Origin of the sequence: Apilactobacillus micheneri, from assembly GCF_006493595.1 — a bacterium.
GTDB lineage: Bacteria > Bacillota > Bacilli > Lactobacillales > Lactobacillaceae > Apilactobacillus > Apilactobacillus micheneri.
Genome location: NZ_QUBI01000005.1, coordinates 91,725 through 109,193, shown reverse-complemented (window position 1 = coordinate 109,193; position 17,469 = coordinate 91,725). Strand labels below are relative to the sequence as shown.

Annotated in this window: 19 protein-coding genes and 1 other annotated feature; of the genes, 14 read left to right on the top strand and 5 right to left on the bottom strand. The window is 28.9% G+C overall.

The window, feature by feature from the left end:
* The first annotated feature begins 102 nt into the window (after positions 1-102).
* From DY123_RS06300 to DY123_RS06285, 4 genes are all read left to right on the top strand, one after another.
* On the top strand, positions 103-1,011 hold the full coding sequence (locus DY123_RS06300; RefSeq protein WP_140936298.1) for a prenyltransferase: 909 nt from the start codon (positions 103-105) through the stop codon (positions 1,009-1,011).
* A gap of 80 nt (positions 1,012-1,091) precedes the next feature.
* Positions 1,092-1,793, top strand: a complete 702-nt coding sequence (locus DY123_RS06295) for a CPBP family intramembrane glutamic endopeptidase (protein WP_140934594.1) — start codon at positions 1,092-1,094, stop codon at positions 1,791-1,793.
* 176 nt (positions 1,794-1,969) lie between these two features.
* A complete protein-coding gene (locus DY123_RS06290; protein ID WP_181401246.1) occupies positions 1,970-2,620 on the top strand; it encodes a CPBP family intramembrane glutamic endopeptidase in 651 nt (216 codons plus the stop codon).
* A 51-nt stretch (positions 2,621-2,671) separates the two neighbouring features.
* A complete protein-coding gene (locus DY123_RS06285; protein WP_140934596.1) occupies positions 2,672-3,406 on the top strand; it encodes a sulfite exporter TauE/SafE family protein in 735 nt (244 codons plus the stop codon).
* A gap of 35 nt (positions 3,407-3,441) precedes the next feature.
* Here the strand turns inward: DY123_RS06285 and DY123_RS06280 are convergent, their stop codons facing one another.
* Positions 3,442-4,809: a class II fumarate hydratase gene (locus tag DY123_RS06280; RefSeq protein WP_140934597.1), complete on the bottom strand. Its 1,368-nt coding sequence runs from the start codon at positions 4,807-4,809 to the stop codon at positions 3,442-3,444.
* Positions 4,810-5,280: 471 nt separating this feature from the next.
* On the opposite strand from DY123_RS06280, the gene DY123_RS06275 reads away from it, so the two are divergent.
* From DY123_RS06275 to DY123_RS06255, 5 genes are all read left to right on the top strand, one after another.
* Positions 5,281-5,649 carry a hypothetical protein gene (locus DY123_RS06275; RefSeq protein WP_105964161.1) on the top strand — a complete coding sequence of 123 codons (369 nt, stop codon included), beginning with the start codon at positions 5,281-5,283 and terminating at the stop codon, positions 5,647-5,649.
* Positions 5,650-5,659: 10 nt separating this feature from the next.
* A complete protein-coding gene (locus tag DY123_RS06270) occupies positions 5,660-6,055 on the top strand; it encodes a hypothetical protein (protein WP_140934598.1) in 396 nt (131 codons plus the stop codon).
* Positions 6,056-6,070: 15 nt separating this feature from the next.
* The gene (locus tag DY123_RS06265; RefSeq protein ID WP_140934599.1) at positions 6,071-6,490 is read left to right on the top strand and encodes a hypothetical protein; all 420 of its coding nucleotides are present in this window, start codon (positions 6,071-6,073) and stop codon (positions 6,488-6,490) included.
* 683 nt (positions 6,491-7,173) lie between these two features.
* Positions 7,174-7,926, top strand: a complete 753-nt coding sequence (gene pnuC / locus DY123_RS06260; RefSeq protein WP_140934600.1) for a nicotinamide riboside transporter PnuC — start codon at positions 7,174-7,176, stop codon at positions 7,924-7,926.
* Between the two features lie 109 nt (positions 7,927-8,035).
* Complete coding sequence (locus DY123_RS06255; RefSeq protein WP_140934601.1) at positions 8,036-8,929, top strand: DNA/RNA non-specific endonuclease; 894 nt, start codon at positions 8,036-8,038, stop codon at positions 8,927-8,929.
* A 39-nt stretch (positions 8,930-8,968) separates the two neighbouring features.
* On the opposite strand, the gene DY123_RS06250 is transcribed toward DY123_RS06255, so the two are convergent.
* Both DY123_RS06250 and DY123_RS06245 read right to left on the bottom strand, forming a co-directional pair.
* Positions 8,969-10,138 carry a tetratricopeptide repeat protein gene (locus tag DY123_RS06250; RefSeq protein WP_140934602.1) on the bottom strand — a complete coding sequence of 390 codons (1,170 nt, stop codon included), beginning with the start codon at positions 10,136-10,138 and terminating at the stop codon, positions 8,969-8,971.
* 98 nt (positions 10,139-10,236) lie between these two features.
* On the bottom strand, positions 10,237-10,611 hold the full coding sequence (locus DY123_RS06245; protein ID WP_140934603.1) for a hypothetical protein: 375 nt from the start codon (positions 10,609-10,611) through the stop codon (positions 10,237-10,239).
* A 172-nt stretch (positions 10,612-10,783) separates the two neighbouring features.
* On the opposite strand from DY123_RS06245, the gene DY123_RS06240 reads away from it, so the two are divergent.
* From DY123_RS06240 to DY123_RS07695, 3 genes are all read left to right on the top strand, one after another.
* Positions 10,784-11,626 (top strand): TPM domain-containing protein, encoded by an 843-nt coding sequence (locus tag DY123_RS06240; RefSeq protein WP_140987249.1) that lies wholly within the window; start codon positions 10,784-10,786, stop codon positions 11,624-11,626.
* 25 nt (positions 11,627-11,651) lie between these two features.
* Positions 11,652-12,263 carry a LemA family protein gene (locus DY123_RS06235; RefSeq protein WP_105964150.1) on the top strand — a complete coding sequence of 204 codons (612 nt, stop codon included), beginning with the start codon at positions 11,652-11,654 and terminating at the stop codon, positions 12,261-12,263.
* An 82-nt stretch (positions 12,264-12,345) separates the two neighbouring features.
* Positions 12,346-12,480, top strand: coding sequence for a hypothetical protein (locus DY123_RS07695; RefSeq protein WP_263850906.1), 135 nt, complete (start codon positions 12,346-12,348; stop codon positions 12,478-12,480).
* Positions 12,481-12,561: 81 nt separating this feature from the next.
* Here DY123_RS07695 and brnQ read toward each other — a convergent pair whose 3' ends face one another.
* On the bottom strand, positions 12,562-13,920 hold the full coding sequence (gene brnQ / locus DY123_RS06230; RefSeq protein ID WP_181401247.1) for a branched-chain amino acid transport system II carrier protein: 1,359 nt from the start codon (positions 13,918-13,920) through the stop codon (positions 12,562-12,564).
* A 138-nt stretch (positions 13,921-14,058) separates the two neighbouring features.
* Positions 14,059-14,290: a binding site (T-box leader), on the bottom strand.
* Between the two features lie 189 nt (positions 14,291-14,479).
* On the opposite strand from brnQ, the gene DY123_RS06225 reads away from it, so the two are divergent.
* Together DY123_RS06225 and DY123_RS06220 are read left to right on the top strand one after the other, a co-directional pair.
* Positions 14,480-15,334, top strand: a complete 855-nt coding sequence (locus tag DY123_RS06225) for a zinc ribbon domain-containing protein (RefSeq protein WP_140936461.1) — start codon at positions 14,480-14,482, stop codon at positions 15,332-15,334.
* Positions 15,335-15,355: 21 nt separating this feature from the next.
* Positions 15,356-16,777: a zinc ribbon domain-containing protein gene (locus DY123_RS06220; protein ID WP_108982736.1), complete on the top strand. Its 1,422-nt coding sequence runs from the start codon at positions 15,356-15,358 to the stop codon at positions 16,775-16,777.
* Between the two features lie 41 nt (positions 16,778-16,818).
* Here DY123_RS06220 and DY123_RS06215 read toward each other — a convergent pair whose 3' ends face one another.
* Positions 16,819-17,460 (bottom strand): hypothetical protein, encoded by a 642-nt coding sequence (locus tag DY123_RS06215; protein ID WP_140936283.1) that lies wholly within the window; start codon positions 17,458-17,460, stop codon positions 16,819-16,821.
* Positions 17,461-17,469 lie beyond the last annotated feature (9 nt).

The following is a 17,469-nucleotide window of genomic DNA, read 5'->3' as shown; positions in this document are numbered from 1 at the left end:
TTATTAAAATTATCTACATCACTACATTATATGATAGATTGGCGCCATTTGTATAATAATTGTTGTATAATTTATAATATTATTGAAAAAAATTTATAGGGGATGATTCACATTAAAGGATATTTGAATTTAATAGTCTTAGGACCATTGTTAACTACTATTTTTGCTTTTTTATTAGGGATTACTTTTGTGCTTGGCAATTTTGGCTCAATTAACATTTGGCACTCATTACTATTTTTAATTGTTGCATTACTTATGCATATGTTTACTAACGTTACAGATAACTTAGAAGATTATAAAAAAGCGGTTAAACATAGTGCACATGGATTTATTGAAAATACACGAGTTAAGGGCTTATCAATTACTAAAGCTACTCGCTTAGATATTGCTTTAGCAATTTTAATTGCTGTTTTAGGAATTTATTTAGTATTCATTACTACATATTGGTTGTTATTGATTGGTCTTTGGGGCTTTGGGGTAGCCTTTTTCTATTCAGCTGGGAATCATTCATTATCAACTACTCGTTTTGGTGACTTTGCTTCAGGTTTTACAATGGGAATTGGGATTACCTTTGCTTGTATTTTAATCAATGTTCCATTAAATGAAATTAATTTAGGATTATTAATAACCGCCATTATAGCTTCTGGATTAACTATTTTTTCCATTACTAATATGGTATTGGCTAATAATATTTGTGATGAACAAGACGACATCGATTTACATCGAATGACAATTGTTGCTCGAATTGGGAAAGATAACGCTTTGAAACTTTATGCTGCTTACTATGTTTTAATGTATGTCAGTATTGTAGTTTCAGTTATTTTCCAATGGTTACCATGGACAATGTTATTAGTTTTAATTAGTATTCCTAAAGTTTGGAATAATACAAAAATCTTCTTTAAAAAACAAGTTAAAACTGAAACCTTTGGTTTAACTGTGCAAAATATTAATTGGTTCTTAACATTAACCACAATTGCGTTGGTTATTTATGCGGCAATTTTATATATTTAGATGAATAAAAATTAAAATTAAAAATAACTTATTATGATAACATTGTCATAATAAGTTATTTTTTTAGGAGTGAATTATAAATGAACGAATCAAATTTCTGGTCCTTTGATAAATTATTCGATCGCATCGTTATTTTTATTTTGTTATTCTTAATGATTTTATTTGGACCACAATTTATACCAATTTTTGCTTTATCTAATCAAAGTAGTATTTATATGAAAATCATTTTATCTATCTTGTTTTTTGTAATTTACTTTTTGATGATTTGGGTTGCATATATTAGTTATAAAAAGCATGGCCAAAATAGTATTAAACAATCAATTACTAAAGCTAACTGGAAAATGATCATTATTGCCTACGTTTTATCGCATTTAATTGAAGGCTTATTATCATTTTTGAGTACGATGTTTTACCATCAATCAACTAGTGGCAATCAACAAAATTTACAAGATATGTTTTCTACTAATAATTTAACGGTCATATTGATGCTTTTTGGTATTATTATCTTTAGTCCAATTTTAGAAGAATTGGTTTTTAGAGGATATTTAATGGATGCATTGTTTGCACCTAAATTTAAATGGTTACCTATTATTGTTAGTGGGGTGCTTTTTGGATTAGCACATAATACTAGTTTAAATATTTTCTTTTTCTTAATATATGCACAAATTGGTTTCTTCTTAGCTTATTTATATAAACAAACTAATAATTTAAAAGTATCAATTGCTTTGCATATGCTGAATAATCTAATATCTGCTATTATTATGGTTAAAATGTTATTTTAAATTTACATACAGGAAGTGATTATATTTTAATCAAGAAAATTAATCCTAAATGGCAATGGACAATGATTCCATTAATTTTATTTTTGGAAATGCTTTTTGATTCGGTAATTTTACCGCTAATTTATAGTGGAATATATCGACTTATATTTCATGAAAGCATTCTTACCAATCATTACATGCTGGATTTAAACATTTACAAGATTTTATCCATCTTTGTGATATTGATATTGAATCATTATTTATTCAGTCAAAAATTATATTTAAAGCCTAACTTTTCTGAATTTGGATGGCAAATATTTATATTTATTTGTTTATTAATTGTAGTTGTATCATTAAAAACAAAATATTTCTGGACCGCTTTGGATGTAGGAATTATCGCTGCATTACCGGAAGAAATTATGTTCCGTGGAGTTATCATGGGATGGATTTTAGAAAAAATTACGAGATTTAAACAAACTTATGTGAATGTTTCAATTGCTTTGGGAATTTCAGGAGTTGTATTTGGATGTTTCCATTACATTAACTTGTTACACCAATCATTTGGTTTTACGACATTGCAAGTTATGAATGCAGTAGGACTCGGAATGATATTAGGTGCGATTTATGTTAAGTCTGGTAGCTTATTGATTCCAATTGCAACCCATTTTATTTGGGATTTTGTAGTTACTTTAAAACAAGGAATGCCAGAAACTAATTATATGGCGGTTAATGGACAAGATATATTTATGGAATTTATTATTCTGGCAATTCAAGCTAGCATTGCTATTTGGATTGTTTGTTTCCATTTTGAAAATAATTTGTTATTACAAAAAATAGAGAAAAAATAAAGATGTATCTCATTTAGAGATCATCTTTTTTCATTAGAAAGGTTGATTTATGTGACATTTATATTATTATTTTTAGGCTTTATTATTGGCGGTTTTGTAATCATTATGGGTGGTGGCGGAGCCGCTCTTTATTTAGGCATTTTAACTTCCTTAGTGGGAGCATCGCCAGCAACTGCGGCAGCAACTTCTTTGTATACTTCAATTCCTTCATTGTTAATTGGTTCATACAGTCATTATCGCACTGGTAATATGAAATTTAAATATGGTAATCGCATGTTAATGACAGCTGTACCATTTACCATTATAGGGAGTATTTTATCGAAATTTATTCCTGAAAGTGTTTATTCTTGGCTTATTTTTGTCGTCTTTTTTATTTTAGGAATTCAGGTTTTATATCAATCTTTTCATCCTAGTAAAAAGCAAAAACAATTAAATCCCAAAGTAGCATATTTCTATGGTACTTTATCCGGACTAATGGTCGGTATTGCTGGTATGTCTGGTGGAGGTCCCATTGTTAGTGGATTGCTGGTTATGGGCTTAACCATGCAAGAAGCTGCGGCAACTTCATCTTATATTTTGATTATTACATCAATTGTTGGCTTTTTGTCCCATGCTTCAACAGGCCATGTTGCTTGGTATGCAGGTACAATGTTATTAATTGGCGCAATTGTTGGTGCCGCAATTATGCCTTATTTATTATCAAAATATGATCCTAATAAAGTGACTAAAGTATTAAGACCAGTGATGGGAGTTATTATGCTAATTATGGCATTTACTTCATTGTAAAAATACACCTCCAAAATTTTTTGGAGGTGTATTTTTTATTCATCAATATTAGTCATATCTCTTGCAACTACCCATTTATCAAAATCATGTTCATTCACACCACTAGCTAAAGCAGCTGCTTTTAGTGTGGTATCTTCTTTTTTCGCTTTTTGTGCAATCTTAGCACTGCGTTCATATCCAATATGTGGACTTAATGCGGTTACCAGCATTAAGGAATTTTTTAATAATTCATCCATACGATCCTTATTAATAGTCATGCCATCAATCAATTTTTTAGTGAACGATTCTACTGATTCACTTAACAAATTAGCACTTTCTAGAAATTTAGTGATAATCAATGGTTTGTAAACATTCATTTCAAAGTTACCTTGACTGTTAGCAAAATTAATGGTGGTATCATTGCCCATTACTTCAGCACCAACCATTGTTAAAGCTTCAATTTGGGTTGGATTAACTTTGCCAGGCATGATGGATGATCCAGGTTCATTGCTTGGAATGTTTAGTTCATCATATCCAGCTCGTGGACCAGATGCCAAGAAACGAATATCATTACCAATTTTAATTAAATCGGTGGCCAAAGTCTTTAAGACACCATGTACCATGGTAATGCCACTATGATTGGCAAGTCCTTGGAATTTGTTAGGGGCAACTTTGAAATCTTCATCTAATTGTTTGCTTAGTTGTTTGACCATATCTGAATCAAAATGATCAGGTGTGTTTAAACCAGTTCCAACGGCAGTGCCACCAATAGGCAATTCTAAGAGGGCATCTTTATTAGCCTCTAGGAAATCAATATCATGTTGAATAGCTGACTTCCAACCACTAATTTCTTGCCCAAAAGTGATGGGGGTCGCATCTTGTAAATGCGTACGACCAATCTTAACAACAGTTTGATATGCAATTTCTTTTTCATTTAATTTCTCAACTAGTTGTTTCAATACTGGTAATAATTGATTAATAGCATCGTTAGCAGCAATCATCATGGCAGTGGGAAAAGTATCATTAGAGCTTTGTGATTTGTTAACATCATCATTAGGATGGACATTAATATCTGGATTTAATTTTTTGGATAAATGTGCAACGACTTCATTCACATTCATATTAGTTTGCGTACCGCTACCAGTTTGATAAACATGTAATGGAAATTCATCATGATAGTTACCAGCCAAAATTTTATCAATTGTTGTAACGATTGTTTGGAATTTATCCTGATCTAAATTATCATCTTTAGCATTTACGATGGCTGCAGCTTTTTTAATTTGTAAAAGGGTATGGATAATTGATATCGGCATTAGTCGACCAAATTTAAAATTAATACGACTACGTTGTGTTTGTGGTCCAAATAGTGCTTCTTTGGGAACTTTAACATTTCCTAGAGAATCTTTTTCAATGCGATATTCCATATTATCAAATCCTTTTATTATAAATTAACTTAATTATATTATTTTGAGTGTCTCAAAACTATTAAAAGGTAGTAATAATTCTGATATCTTTATTATAAAAGGGGTGATTTTTTGAAAATCCAATGGAATAGTTTTATTTTTAATGCCATTTTAATGGTCGTTTTTATACTTATTTTAGCAACTTGGCAAATTAATTTTTGGCTTTGCTTGGTAGTAACGTTATTATTATTTTTATTATTTATGATTTTAGCTAACTTTCTACATAATATTAACTTTAATATAAATTATGACGATGATAAACTGTTTTATAAGCAACACAAAGTAATTATTCCAGTAATTATAATTATTTTATATTTCATTTTTTCATTTATATCAACTATGTTTTTACAAATTAATGGCTTGCTTTGTATATTTATCATGCTAATGTTCACTAATTTTATTTATTCATTAAAAAGAAAGTAGGTAGTTATTATGAAAATTAATTGGAAGTCATTTATTAATGGAATCATTTTAGTTTTACCAGCATTTGTTATTGCTGGAATTGTTGAATTACTGATTGGTTGGTTATTAAGTTTATTAGCCATCATTGCTTATTTTGTAATCTTATATATGTATTGTAAAAATCATCCATACAGTAAGCTAGCACAAATGTTTTACTATGGATTTGGTGTACGTAATAATTCATTTTACCGTCAACATCCAACCATGTCATTATTGATTTTAATAGTGATTTTACTTGTGATGAATGTAATATTTGGAGCTTTAAAATTGAACAGTTTATTCTTTACTTTATTTTATGTAATTGTTTTAGAATTGTTCTATTCATTAGAAAATAAGTAGGGGGCATTCAATGAAAATTGATAAACAAATGCTAATTTGGAATTTTATATTAATATATTGTCCTTTTGCTTTGTATGTAATTGTCCAAATCTTTTTGGATTCTTCGGTACTATTTATTCCATTTATGTTTTATTTAATCGTGCTTAGCATATTTAGTAAGTTATTATCTAAAAGTAGTTCTAAAATGAAATTTGTATATGAAAATGTTATTAGTTCTAAAAATGATTTATTTAAGCGCAGCCCAATTATTCTTTGGGGGTCTTTTTTCTTTTTTGCATTATTGTTATTTATTTTCATTATTTTAGGATTACTTGATTATGAACCTGGTAAAACAATATTTTTTCTTTTATTTTTTGGATATATTGTGTTTATACCATGTGTTACTTTCAATTTTGAAAAACAATAAATAAGGAAGATTTTTATGAAAACTAATTGGAAAATATTTGGATTAAATCTATTATTTTTTGTTTTGCCACTTTTAATCGTTTTCATTCCCTTTAATGTTAATAATGATGAGACAGTGACAATTATCAAATTACTTATTTGGTTTATTTATTGTATGGCATTCATTTTGTTCACTAAACTATTTTCAAAAAATCATCCAAAGATTAAACAATTATATGAAAATTTAATTAATGTAAATAATAGTTTCAAAAATAAAGATCCAAGAATGCTAAAAATATATGTAATATCGATTGCCGTAGTAGCTGTTTTAGTTGCAGGAATTGTTTTTATTTTAGAGACATTTGTACCTAAATTGAACTCTTCTTTTGTTATACCAATGGTTGTTATGACTAGCATGTTCTTTTTACAATGTACTGATTTTAAGAACCTAAAGTAATTCAAATGCTTTCATATATCTTGTTTTTTAAACAATTGTGATATAAGATAAATATAAATAAAAAGAAGTCCTGCTATAACAGAACTTCATTAGTAGAAACCGTTAAAAGCGGTGGCATAGTTAATTATTAAATAAAGAAAGTCATATTCAACCCGCCAAAGTTGAGAATACGGCTTTTTTATTTTGTCTTTTTATTCTGTTTTATTACAGAAATCAATTTTGTTATTGCACTTATACAATATGCTAAAGCTTTTAAAAAGCTAGCAATTGCACAAGTCAATGCAATTATTGACAAAACTTGTGTAAATCCTTTCATAAGATTCTGAATTATTATGAATTACACCATAATAACCACCTCTTAATTGTAGTTTTACCACCGTATTCAACTTATCTACTAAGATTTATTATACATAATTAAAATTGTTTTGTCTTTTGTAAATGAAAATTAAAAGATTCATTGAAAAATCTAATTAAAATTTTTAAAAAATAATATAAAGCCTGATTTAACTAGATATTTAGGCTCTAATTTTATAGATTGCTGATTGCAAAAATATTTCTACATGGTAGTATATATAGTGTTGCTTTTTGAGAGAACACTATATATTGACACAATATATAGTAATCCTAGGTATGTTCGCCTCAAAATGATAGACCGAATTTATTCATAGGGGAGAATTTTTAAATTGTCATCATACTTTAAATTCTTGGCTCATCAATTAAAAGGTTGGCCAAAACAAAATTACTACTTATTTTTCTTTAGTTTAGGTTGCCAAGTTATGACATTGGTTAATGCACCAATCACATGGCTTTCAATTTTAACTTTTATTGGAACTACTTTAGGAGTTCTATGTGTACTTGCAATTAATGCAGCTAAATCTGTTAACGGTGTTTTAGGTATCTTATCTGGTATTTGTTTTATTGTTGTTGGATTTACTGCAAAAAATTATTTAAGTATCGGTGAACAAATCGCATACATAGCCACACTTGATATTCCAGTATTGTTAAGTAAAAATTGGAACGTCAACATGGTTTCTAAGATCCGTAAATTTACTGCTAAGAGTTGGGTAATTTCAATTGCTTTTACTGCAATTGTATTCGTAGTATCAGGTTTTGCTATTCAAGCATTAACTGATGATGGTCGTCCATTCTATGATGCATTTAGTTTTGCTGTTTGTTTAACTGCTGGAATTATCTGTTTCATGAGATACAACAACCAATACTTCTGGTGGTTAGCATCAGGACTAGCTCAATTAGTATTATGGTTCATTACTTTCAAGGAAGGTTCTGCTACTTTAGCAATGTTTGTAAACAGTGCAATTTATGTTGCAAATGATGTTTTAGCATTTACTACTTCTCCTTGGTTTAATGAAAAAGAAAAACAACGTTTAATTAAAGAAGAACAAGCTTACGCGGACAAAGTGGAAGTTGAAGAATAAATGTTTTAAAAGCTGGAATTTTATTCCAGCTTTTTTATTTGCTTACAGATGTTATTTTATCAATTATGTTAATATTATTATTAGATAAATGTATAGGGATGGATAATATATGAAACTAAAAACTTTAGTGATTAGTTCTTTATCTTTGACATTATTATTAACTGGTTGTGGCTCAAAAAAGGCCAATAATGAAAATACGGTTAAAGATAATAATATTAATGTAGAGAGCAAGAATGAAAAAACTATTGATCAAAAATTAGATCAATTAGAATATAAGTCTGGTGAACCAGCCTATGTTGAAATTAATCATAATAAGGCTAATTTAAAAACTACTGATTGGAAATATAATCATGTTGTTTATGCTGATTTAGATAATATGAATCGTACTTCTGTTGGAAATATTGCCTATTTAGAACATCGTAATTTAGCTAATGGTAGTCTAAGAAGTACGCAAAGAGTTGAACCAACTGCTTGGCATCAAAAATTTGTGAATGGTTCTGCCATTATTAATCGTGGTCATGAAATTGCATACAGTGTTTCTGGTGGAATTAGTTTAGATGGTAGTTATAAACCAGGATTAAAATCAGGTGATCAAAATAATATTAAGAATTTATTTACTCAAAGTGCCTTCAGTAATCAAAAGGTGCAGACTATTTATGAAACTAAGGTTAGGGATGCACTAAAGGAAGGTAAAAAAGTTATTTACAAAGTTATACCAATTTTTAAAGGTGATAATTTGATGGCTAGTGGGGTACATATGCAAGCACTTTCCACTGATGAAACTTTGAATTTCAATGTTTACTTATATAATGTGCAACCAGGAGTGCAATTTGATTATGCAACTGGTCGTTCTAAAGTTGATAAAAGTATGAATGTACCTACTCCTGAAGGGGCACCTAACTTTCACAGTAATAATTCATATAAAAATAATCATCATTACGTTCGTAACTATCGTCATTATAATAATTATCATCCATATCATAGTTACCATCATTATAGATAAACAAAAAGGGTCGATTCATTTAAGAATCGACCCTTTTAATTAGTCTTTATTAGTATCAATTAAGATTTCTACACGTGAATCTTTCAAATCAAAATCTTCATGTTTATCAAAAGTTTGGTCAAAATTAGTATCTCTAATGCCCCAAATGTGACTATTATTAATATTATCTTCTGACAAATTATCATCGAAATATTCTTTAGCAAGTGCTAGGACAAATGATTTCATTGCGTCATCACTATAAGAAACATTGGTTTTATAATTATCAAATATTTCTTTTTGATGATGATTACTATCATCAGCTCTTACTTTTTCATCTTTGATTTCTAGTGGACTTTTACCTGATAATAGTAAATATGAAATGTTGTTTGTTTCATTATTAATTAACTTATAAAAATTAAATGTTAATTCTGGTGGAACATTAATGCCACAAACATCATATAATTCAGCACCTTGATCGATTAAAGTGTAACCTTCACCTAGAAACAATGATAGTTCATTTTTAACTTCAAATAATGGTAAATTAGCTGGTAAAAATTCTTCGAATGAACCTTGCTTAAAACCATGATTAGAGTTAAATTCACGAATCTTATTTAGATTTTCCTTAGTATTATCAGTAGGAAATAATTGAACTCGATCATCATATTTGCGTTCAATTTTATCAAAACTCATCTTTTTAAAAGTCCCAATGGGGCTATTTAACATCGTATGTGATAATGCTTGTCCAATCACAAAGTCAGTTGCGAAAATTGGCAAATCTTGTTCTTCTTGATTGTTAATATCATCTAAAAATTCTTTGGTTGATTCATAAAGCTTGTCAGATTTATCAATATTGTCTAAAACCTTATTTAAATATAAATTAGCTTCATAAACATTACCATTATTAAATAGTAGTTTTCCTAAATAGTAGTTGGCCTCAATATCATTGTCATTATAAATTAATGATTGCTTAAATAAGTGCACTCCAATAGGATCTAACTGATTACCATATTTGGTAAATAACATGCCTAATTTAGTTAAAATAACACTGCGATCAGGGATATCACCATTAATTTCTTCAACGGTTTTAGTATTAGCGGGATACATGGCAATTGCAGTACTTAATGCTTCAATTGCAGCTTTTTTATCTTCTTTATCATAATTTTCATTGCCAAAGTTAATAAGTTGGGCAATTTGTTGGGCTTTTTCTTGTCCCAAATTGATAGCTTCCATCTATAAAAACTCCTGACATAATTTTAATTCCTATGATATAACTAATTGGAAAATAAAAAAAGGATAAAACTAATTATCCTTTAAAATATAATTTGATATTAAATTTGATAAGTGAAATTATTATTATCATTTTCACCTTTTAAATTGCCAAGCATTAAAGATATATTTGATATTATTCCGCAAATATAGGGTAATTTAATATCTGGATTTAGTGCCCATAAGGCCATAAATAAAAATATCAAGATTACAGCTACAGTAAAATCAAATTTAGGATTTTGAATGAAAAATGCTGCGATAATTTGTAATATTAACAGTATAATTGTGACTATTCCCATAATGATAAATATGATTATAGGTATTGGTAGTTCATCAATGGGTTCAACTGGAATCATGTTTAGGCCGATAATTGTCCCTGCAATGACACTTAAAATTACACTTACTGTTCTTAAAACAATTGAAACATATTTATACATACATATAGCCTTCTTTTTATCTTCATTTCAAAAATAGTTCAAAAGCATGATTTTTTCAAAGATTTAGCAAATTTTTGCTTTACTATTATATGACAATCGATTAATATGCTTTTAAGAAGTAGTTGCAAAAGGGGGCAGATTTACGAAGTATTTAAAGAAAGTCATTTGCTTATTGTTACCGGTAGTTACTTTGATGGCAATTTTTAGCAGTGTTAATTCACATGCTGAATCAACTAATCCTACTCCAACAAAGGAATATGTAGTAGATGATTATGCAAATATATTGTCTGATAGTACTAAACAGGTAATTATTGATCAAGCAAAAAAATATCAACAAACAGAAGCTAAACCACAAATTGTAGTAATGACTGTCAAGTCCACTGGTGGACAATCAATTGCTGATTATGCTGATAGTGTTTTAGAGAATGCTCGCTGGAAATTTGGTAAAAAAGGTTTAGATAATGGAACCTTAATTTTATTTGCCCAAAACGGTGGTAAAAATAATGTTAGAATTAGTACTGGTTATGGAATTGAAGGAATTTTACCTGATGCCAAGACTAATCAAATTCTGAATAATAACAAATCATTATTAAAATCAAAAAATGCATCTGAAGTTGACAATGGAATGCAGCAAACATTTCAAGATGTTGCATCCATTGTTAGTAAAGAATATGCTAATAAATCTTTAAAAGATGCTAAAGCAATGAAAAATGATAATCAACATAAAAAATATGTTTCATGGGGCATTTTATTGTTCTTAGTTTTAATTATTGTGGCGATTGCTTATTATCTTAAGAAAAATAATAATGATGATAATGACCATCATAACCATTACGGTGGTGGTTCCGGTGGTGGAAACAATGGTTTCTGGACTGGAGCACTTCTAGGTGGAATTCTAGGATCTAGTGGATCAGGTTCTGGTGGTAATGATTTCGGTGGCTTTGGTGGTGACTCTGGCGGTTTTAGCGATTCCGGTGGAGGCGGAGACTTCGGTGGCGGAGGCTCTGATATTTAATTTCTTAATAAGGAGAATATAAAAAATGATTGAAAATAAACCTTTTTATAAACGTGGCTGGTTCATTACAGTCGTTGTGATTGCAGTTGTATTAATTGGATTGATTGGTGGTTTTATCAAATCATCAAATAGCATGTCTACTAGTGAACAAGGCGTTGAAGAACAGTTAGGTCAAGTGCAAACTGTGTTACAACGTCGTGCCGATTTAATTCCTAACTTAATGAATGCGGTAAAGGGTCAACAAAAACAAGAAAAACAAGTTTATGGTGACATTAGTAAAGCTAGAACTGAATACTACAATGCTAAATCAAAATATAATAATTCAAATAATAGTTCTGACAAGGTGAATGCTTTAAGCGGTCAAGATCGTGCCTTAAATGTAATGGTAGGTTCTATTAGAGAAGCATATCCTAAGTTAGAATCTAACAGTAATATGCAAACCTTGATGGTTCAACTAGAAGGTAGTGAAAACCGGATCAGTGTTGAACGTAATCGTTACAACAAGACTGCTCGTGAATACAACAATAAACTAGTTAAATTCCCTGGTTCATTGGTTGCAAGTATCACTAACCATAAGAAAGCTAATTACTTCCAAGCTGATGAAAGTGCACAAAAAGCTCCATCAGTGAACTTTTAATAATTAATATATTGATTTAAGTTTTATTTAAGATTAGTTTCATATACTAATCACAATCAATAAAGAAAGAAGGCTTGATTTTATGTTAAGAAAACAAATTTTAATGGATCCAACTAGTTTGAATGAAAATACGACCATTATGATTGGTCGATATGAATTAAAATTAAAGGGTGGACATAGTTTCAAGCCGAACACTTTCAAATGGCTAAAGCCATAATTGATTGCTAAATAAAATACTTCATATATATATTATCCTCCCAGAATAAAAGAACGCTCAAAATTAATTGAGCGTTCTTTTTTAATGCTTGTTTTTAGATTTGTAAATAATTAAACCAATAATTGCACCAACGATAGCTGGAAGAATCCAGTCCATTTTGATATTTGCAAATGGTAAAATATTTTGTTCAATTTTAATTAAATCTTGAATGAAACTAAGATGACTAATCATTGGTGGCAATGAAACTAACATATCAAAGAATGCTGGAATCAAAGTGAAAATAATGGTAGTCATATAAACTGCTTTATCACGTTTGAATAGCGGTGAAAAAATTGAAAGTAGAATTAAAGTAATGGCGAATGGATATAAGAACATTAATACTGGTGTTGACCAAGTAATAATTAAATTCAATCCAGCATTAGCAATTATAAATGACACAATGCAATTTAATCCTAACCATTGATGATAACTTAATTTAGGGAAATGCTTATTAAAATCTTGTGCAAAAGCAGAAGCTAATCCAACAGCAGTTGTGATACAAGTTAAGGTCATTAGGGTCGCTAATAATGCATGACCGGTTGCTCCCAAATAATGTCCCATAAATTGGTTAAAGGTAGTTCCACCATTATCGTTACTAATTTTAAATAGATTTAATGAAGTAGCACCAATCCAGATTAATATAATGTAGATAATTCCAACTAATGATTCTGAAATGAAGCCAGCTTTAGCAGTTGCATTGGCATTTGATTTAGGATTAATTTTACCTAAAACATTGACAGCACTAACTACGGCAACTCCAAATGCTAGTCCAGCTAAAGCATCCATAGTGTTATAACCTTCAAGGAAACCATTAAAAAATGATGCATGTTGATATGATGCTGAGATTGCTTGAGTGGATGCGCTACCCATGGGATGAATAAAAGCTAATAAAAATGATAGGAATAGTAATCCTAGAAACAATGGATTTAATATTTTTCCTAGACTATCAAGAATACTACTAGTTTTATATGTCAATAAAAATGTGGCAATGAAAAAGATAGCAGTAAAAATAAACATTCCAATTTGTACATATTGATGTGGGATAAATGATTGAATCCCAACTGTGAAATTAACACTGGCAGTTCTAGGAGTTGCAAATAATGGTCCTAAAGTAGCATGTACTAATACCAAAAATATGATCGCAAAACCTGAACCTAATGGCTTTGCAATATCATAAACTCCTTTGGAACGAGTAATACTAATTGCCAAAACTGATAATAATGGTAATAAAACTCCTGAGATTAAGAATCCTAAAGCTGCTGGAATCCAGTTAGCGCCAGCTAATTGTCCTAAATGAATTGGAAATATTAAGTTACCTGCACCAAAGAAAAGGGCAAATAACATTGATCCAACAATTAAATATTGTTTGATGGATAATGGTTTTTTATTAAGGTCTTTGATTTCTTCTTGCATGTTTTTTCCTCCAAAATATCGTTGAATGTTGCTTTATTTATATTTTTATTTACTCACGACATTTTTCATATAACCATCATCTCCAATCATTTAAATAAGCAATAAAAAAAGCACTCTTAGTATAAAACTAAGGGTGCTTTGGGCACGGTACCACCTTGATTGCTATTTTTAAAATAGCCACTTCACGTACTAACATACGCTAACACTTTAATGGGTGTACCCAATATACGTTACTCTCACTTGATTTTACGTATATAGCTCCAAAGATACTTTCATATTTTACTTTATGTCTTTTTCCAGAATACCAAGACTCTCTATCTAAAGTGAAAATATTACTCTGCTTTTTCATCGCTTTTAACTAACTTGTTTATTTAATATTGAAAAATATATCAGTAAACTTAAAAAAAGTCAAACACTTGTGATAAGTGTTTGAAAATCCTGTTTAATAAGCATTTTGAAAAGATTATTAATTAAAGATTAATTGAATATAAGCTTTAGCTATGATAATCTAATTATTGTGTAATTAATTTTTAGGAGGAATTATTTTATGAAAAAATGCCCAAAATGTGGTGCATCTGTCGATTCTAGTTCAAAATTTTGTACTAATTGTGGTTATTCATTTATGAACAATGATCAAATTCAAATGAATAATCAACAAAATAATACACAGGATAACATTAATCGTAATGTTGAAAATGTGAAGAAATATTCTAATGGGTACTTTTCTTGGTTTATGAAATCAATTAAAAAACCAAGTGAAAGTATTGAAAATACTCATACATATTATGGATTAACTTCTTTTATTATTTCAGCAGTTTTAATAGCCTTTTCTTTATACAACACTATTTCTTCTTTTGTAAGTGTTATAAAAGACTATGGTATTAAAGAAAAATTTATATCTGAAGCAGCAGACAATCTTTCTGCTGCTGATTCTTCTTTGGAAAGTAGTTCAGGTGATTCTGGAAAAGCTTTCATTCCATTTATGAATAGGTTTGTTAAATTTATGAACGATTCATATAAAATGAATTTCTTAAAAGCTCTTATCTTTATCATAATAATTATGATTGTCTGGTTAGCTATTGGATTTTTTGCTAAAAAGTTAAGTTCTAATAATAAATTATCCATTTTCAATTATTTAAATAAACTAGCTGAATATACAAATTATATTATAATAATTGAAATATTTATTGCTTTATTTTCTATTGTAGGAAATTCTTATAGTAATATTATGATTATTATTGTTTTGCTTTCCTTATTAATTCCATTAATATACAATATTGGATTATCTTTCTTAATTTTTAAAGACATTAAAGGTAAAATGGATAAATTATATGTAATGCCAGTTGCAATTTTGATAGATTTAATTATTGCATATGAAATTATTAAATATTTCTTTAACTAATAATGAGAAAGAAGAATAATAATGAATAATAAAAATTTATTTTGTCCCAATTGTGGACATCCAATTAAGTCTGATGATGAATTTTGCCAAAATTGTGGATTTAATTTGAAAAATATTAATAAATCTAACAATGATAATTCATCTCAAAATAATGGCAATAAAGAACATAATCAAGAAACTAATAATTCATTTACAAATTATAATCAATCTTCTGCCCCACAAAGAAGTCTTAAACAACATAAGATGAAACATTCCAAACTCAAATTATCAATTTTAGCTATTGTTGTTATTATCCTAGTTGGTGGATACTTATTTGGTCAAAATTATTATTCAAAAGCATCAACGATGAATCGAATTATTTCAGGATTACAAAATGGAAATAATGTGACATCTTCTTTTTACACTAGTGATCCTAGTTATAAAATGAGTAGTGATTCATTGGATCCTTTGTCTAATTATTTTGATGATAATAAAGATAAATTATCTTCATTTAAATCACAGTTAATGAATGATGGTGTAACTAATAATGGTAATTTTGAATATAAAGAAAATGGTCATAACTTTTTGATTTTCCCTCGTTATCAAGTTAAAGCTAAAACTATTTATCCTAGTGTTTATACCAATCGTGATAATGTTAATATTCAACTGAACGATAAGCATTTAGTTACTTCAAATACGGATGACTATCAAAAGAAGATTGGACCTATTCTACCAGGACAATATGCTTTAAAAGCAACTGGTAAAGTTAATGGTAAGTCTATTTCAAACGATGGTAAATATTATTTAAGTAATAATTCAGATTCTGTTAATTTAGTTTTAAAGACAATTAAATTTAATGTTTCAGCTGCTCCTAAGTCTGTTATTTATATTAACGATAAACGCCAAGGTGTAGTTGATGATAGTGGTAATTATAAAGTATCTGAAATGCCATTTTCATCTAACATGGTGGTTACCGCTAAATATGGAAACATTAATTCTAATCCAACTAAAGTTACTTCAGATGATAATGATTCTACTGTTAATGTTACTTATCCAGGCAGTGTTTCTAAAGATGATGTTCAAAGCTTGTTGGATAACGTTTCAGATAGTATGCAAGATGTCGTTAGTGATGGTAATGATGGCGATAATGGTTTAGAAGATTCATTTGTTGGTGGCAGTGATAACCAGTCATATCAACAAATCCATGATTGGTCAATTGCCCAACATAAAAATGATGATATTAATAGTGTCGATTTGACTAATGATATTCAATCAATTACTCCGGGTCATGATGGAACATCTATTATTGGATATAATGTAAAATATGTATTTGATAGTGATGATTCTGATAATACTCAAGTCTTTAGATGGAATGCTACTGTTAAGAAGATTGGTGATAATTTAAAGATTGTTAAAACTTCTTCAGATAATAAACCCATTTCACAACATAAAGAAGATAATTAATAAATAAAAAATTCACTCAAAATTTTGAGTGAATTTTTTATTTATTCTTCAGTTCTTAATTGATCCAGATTAATAGTTTTTTTACCAACTAAATCAACATGACTATTTTTAGAAACATAGTCAGGGATTGGTTTAGCAGTTTTTACAGCTGTGTAGAATTTAAAATGATTAAATTTTTTAGCATTACTTGTAATCATTGCCTTGTATTTTTGGCCATTGTAAGTGATATTTGCAGGCCAGTAAGTGTTTATCTTATAAACAGATCTAATGAAAATAGCATTAGTTCTACCATAACGTTCCATATTCAATGGAGGCATGCCAGCAACTGGGTCAGTAGGATGATCGGCCATAAACATATTGTTTTGAATAATCATTTTGGCGTTTAATCCTTTATACCAGTTACCTAAATAGTCCTTAGTAATGGGTTTATAGACTGGCTTTTTGTTAACATCATTACCACTTTGAGTGGCTGCATTATCATAACTATCAGTTTTCTTTTTATGATTCTTTAATGATTTTTGATATTGATCATTTTCAGAGATACGTTTCATTAAGTTATTTGAAGTATTAGTAAGCGTATCAGCTTTATCAGTATGATTACTGAAACTATTAAACGCTACACCGCCACCAACAGCGATAATTAATACAGCAACGGTACCCAAAATCGTTTTTTGAAATTTCATTTGAATATG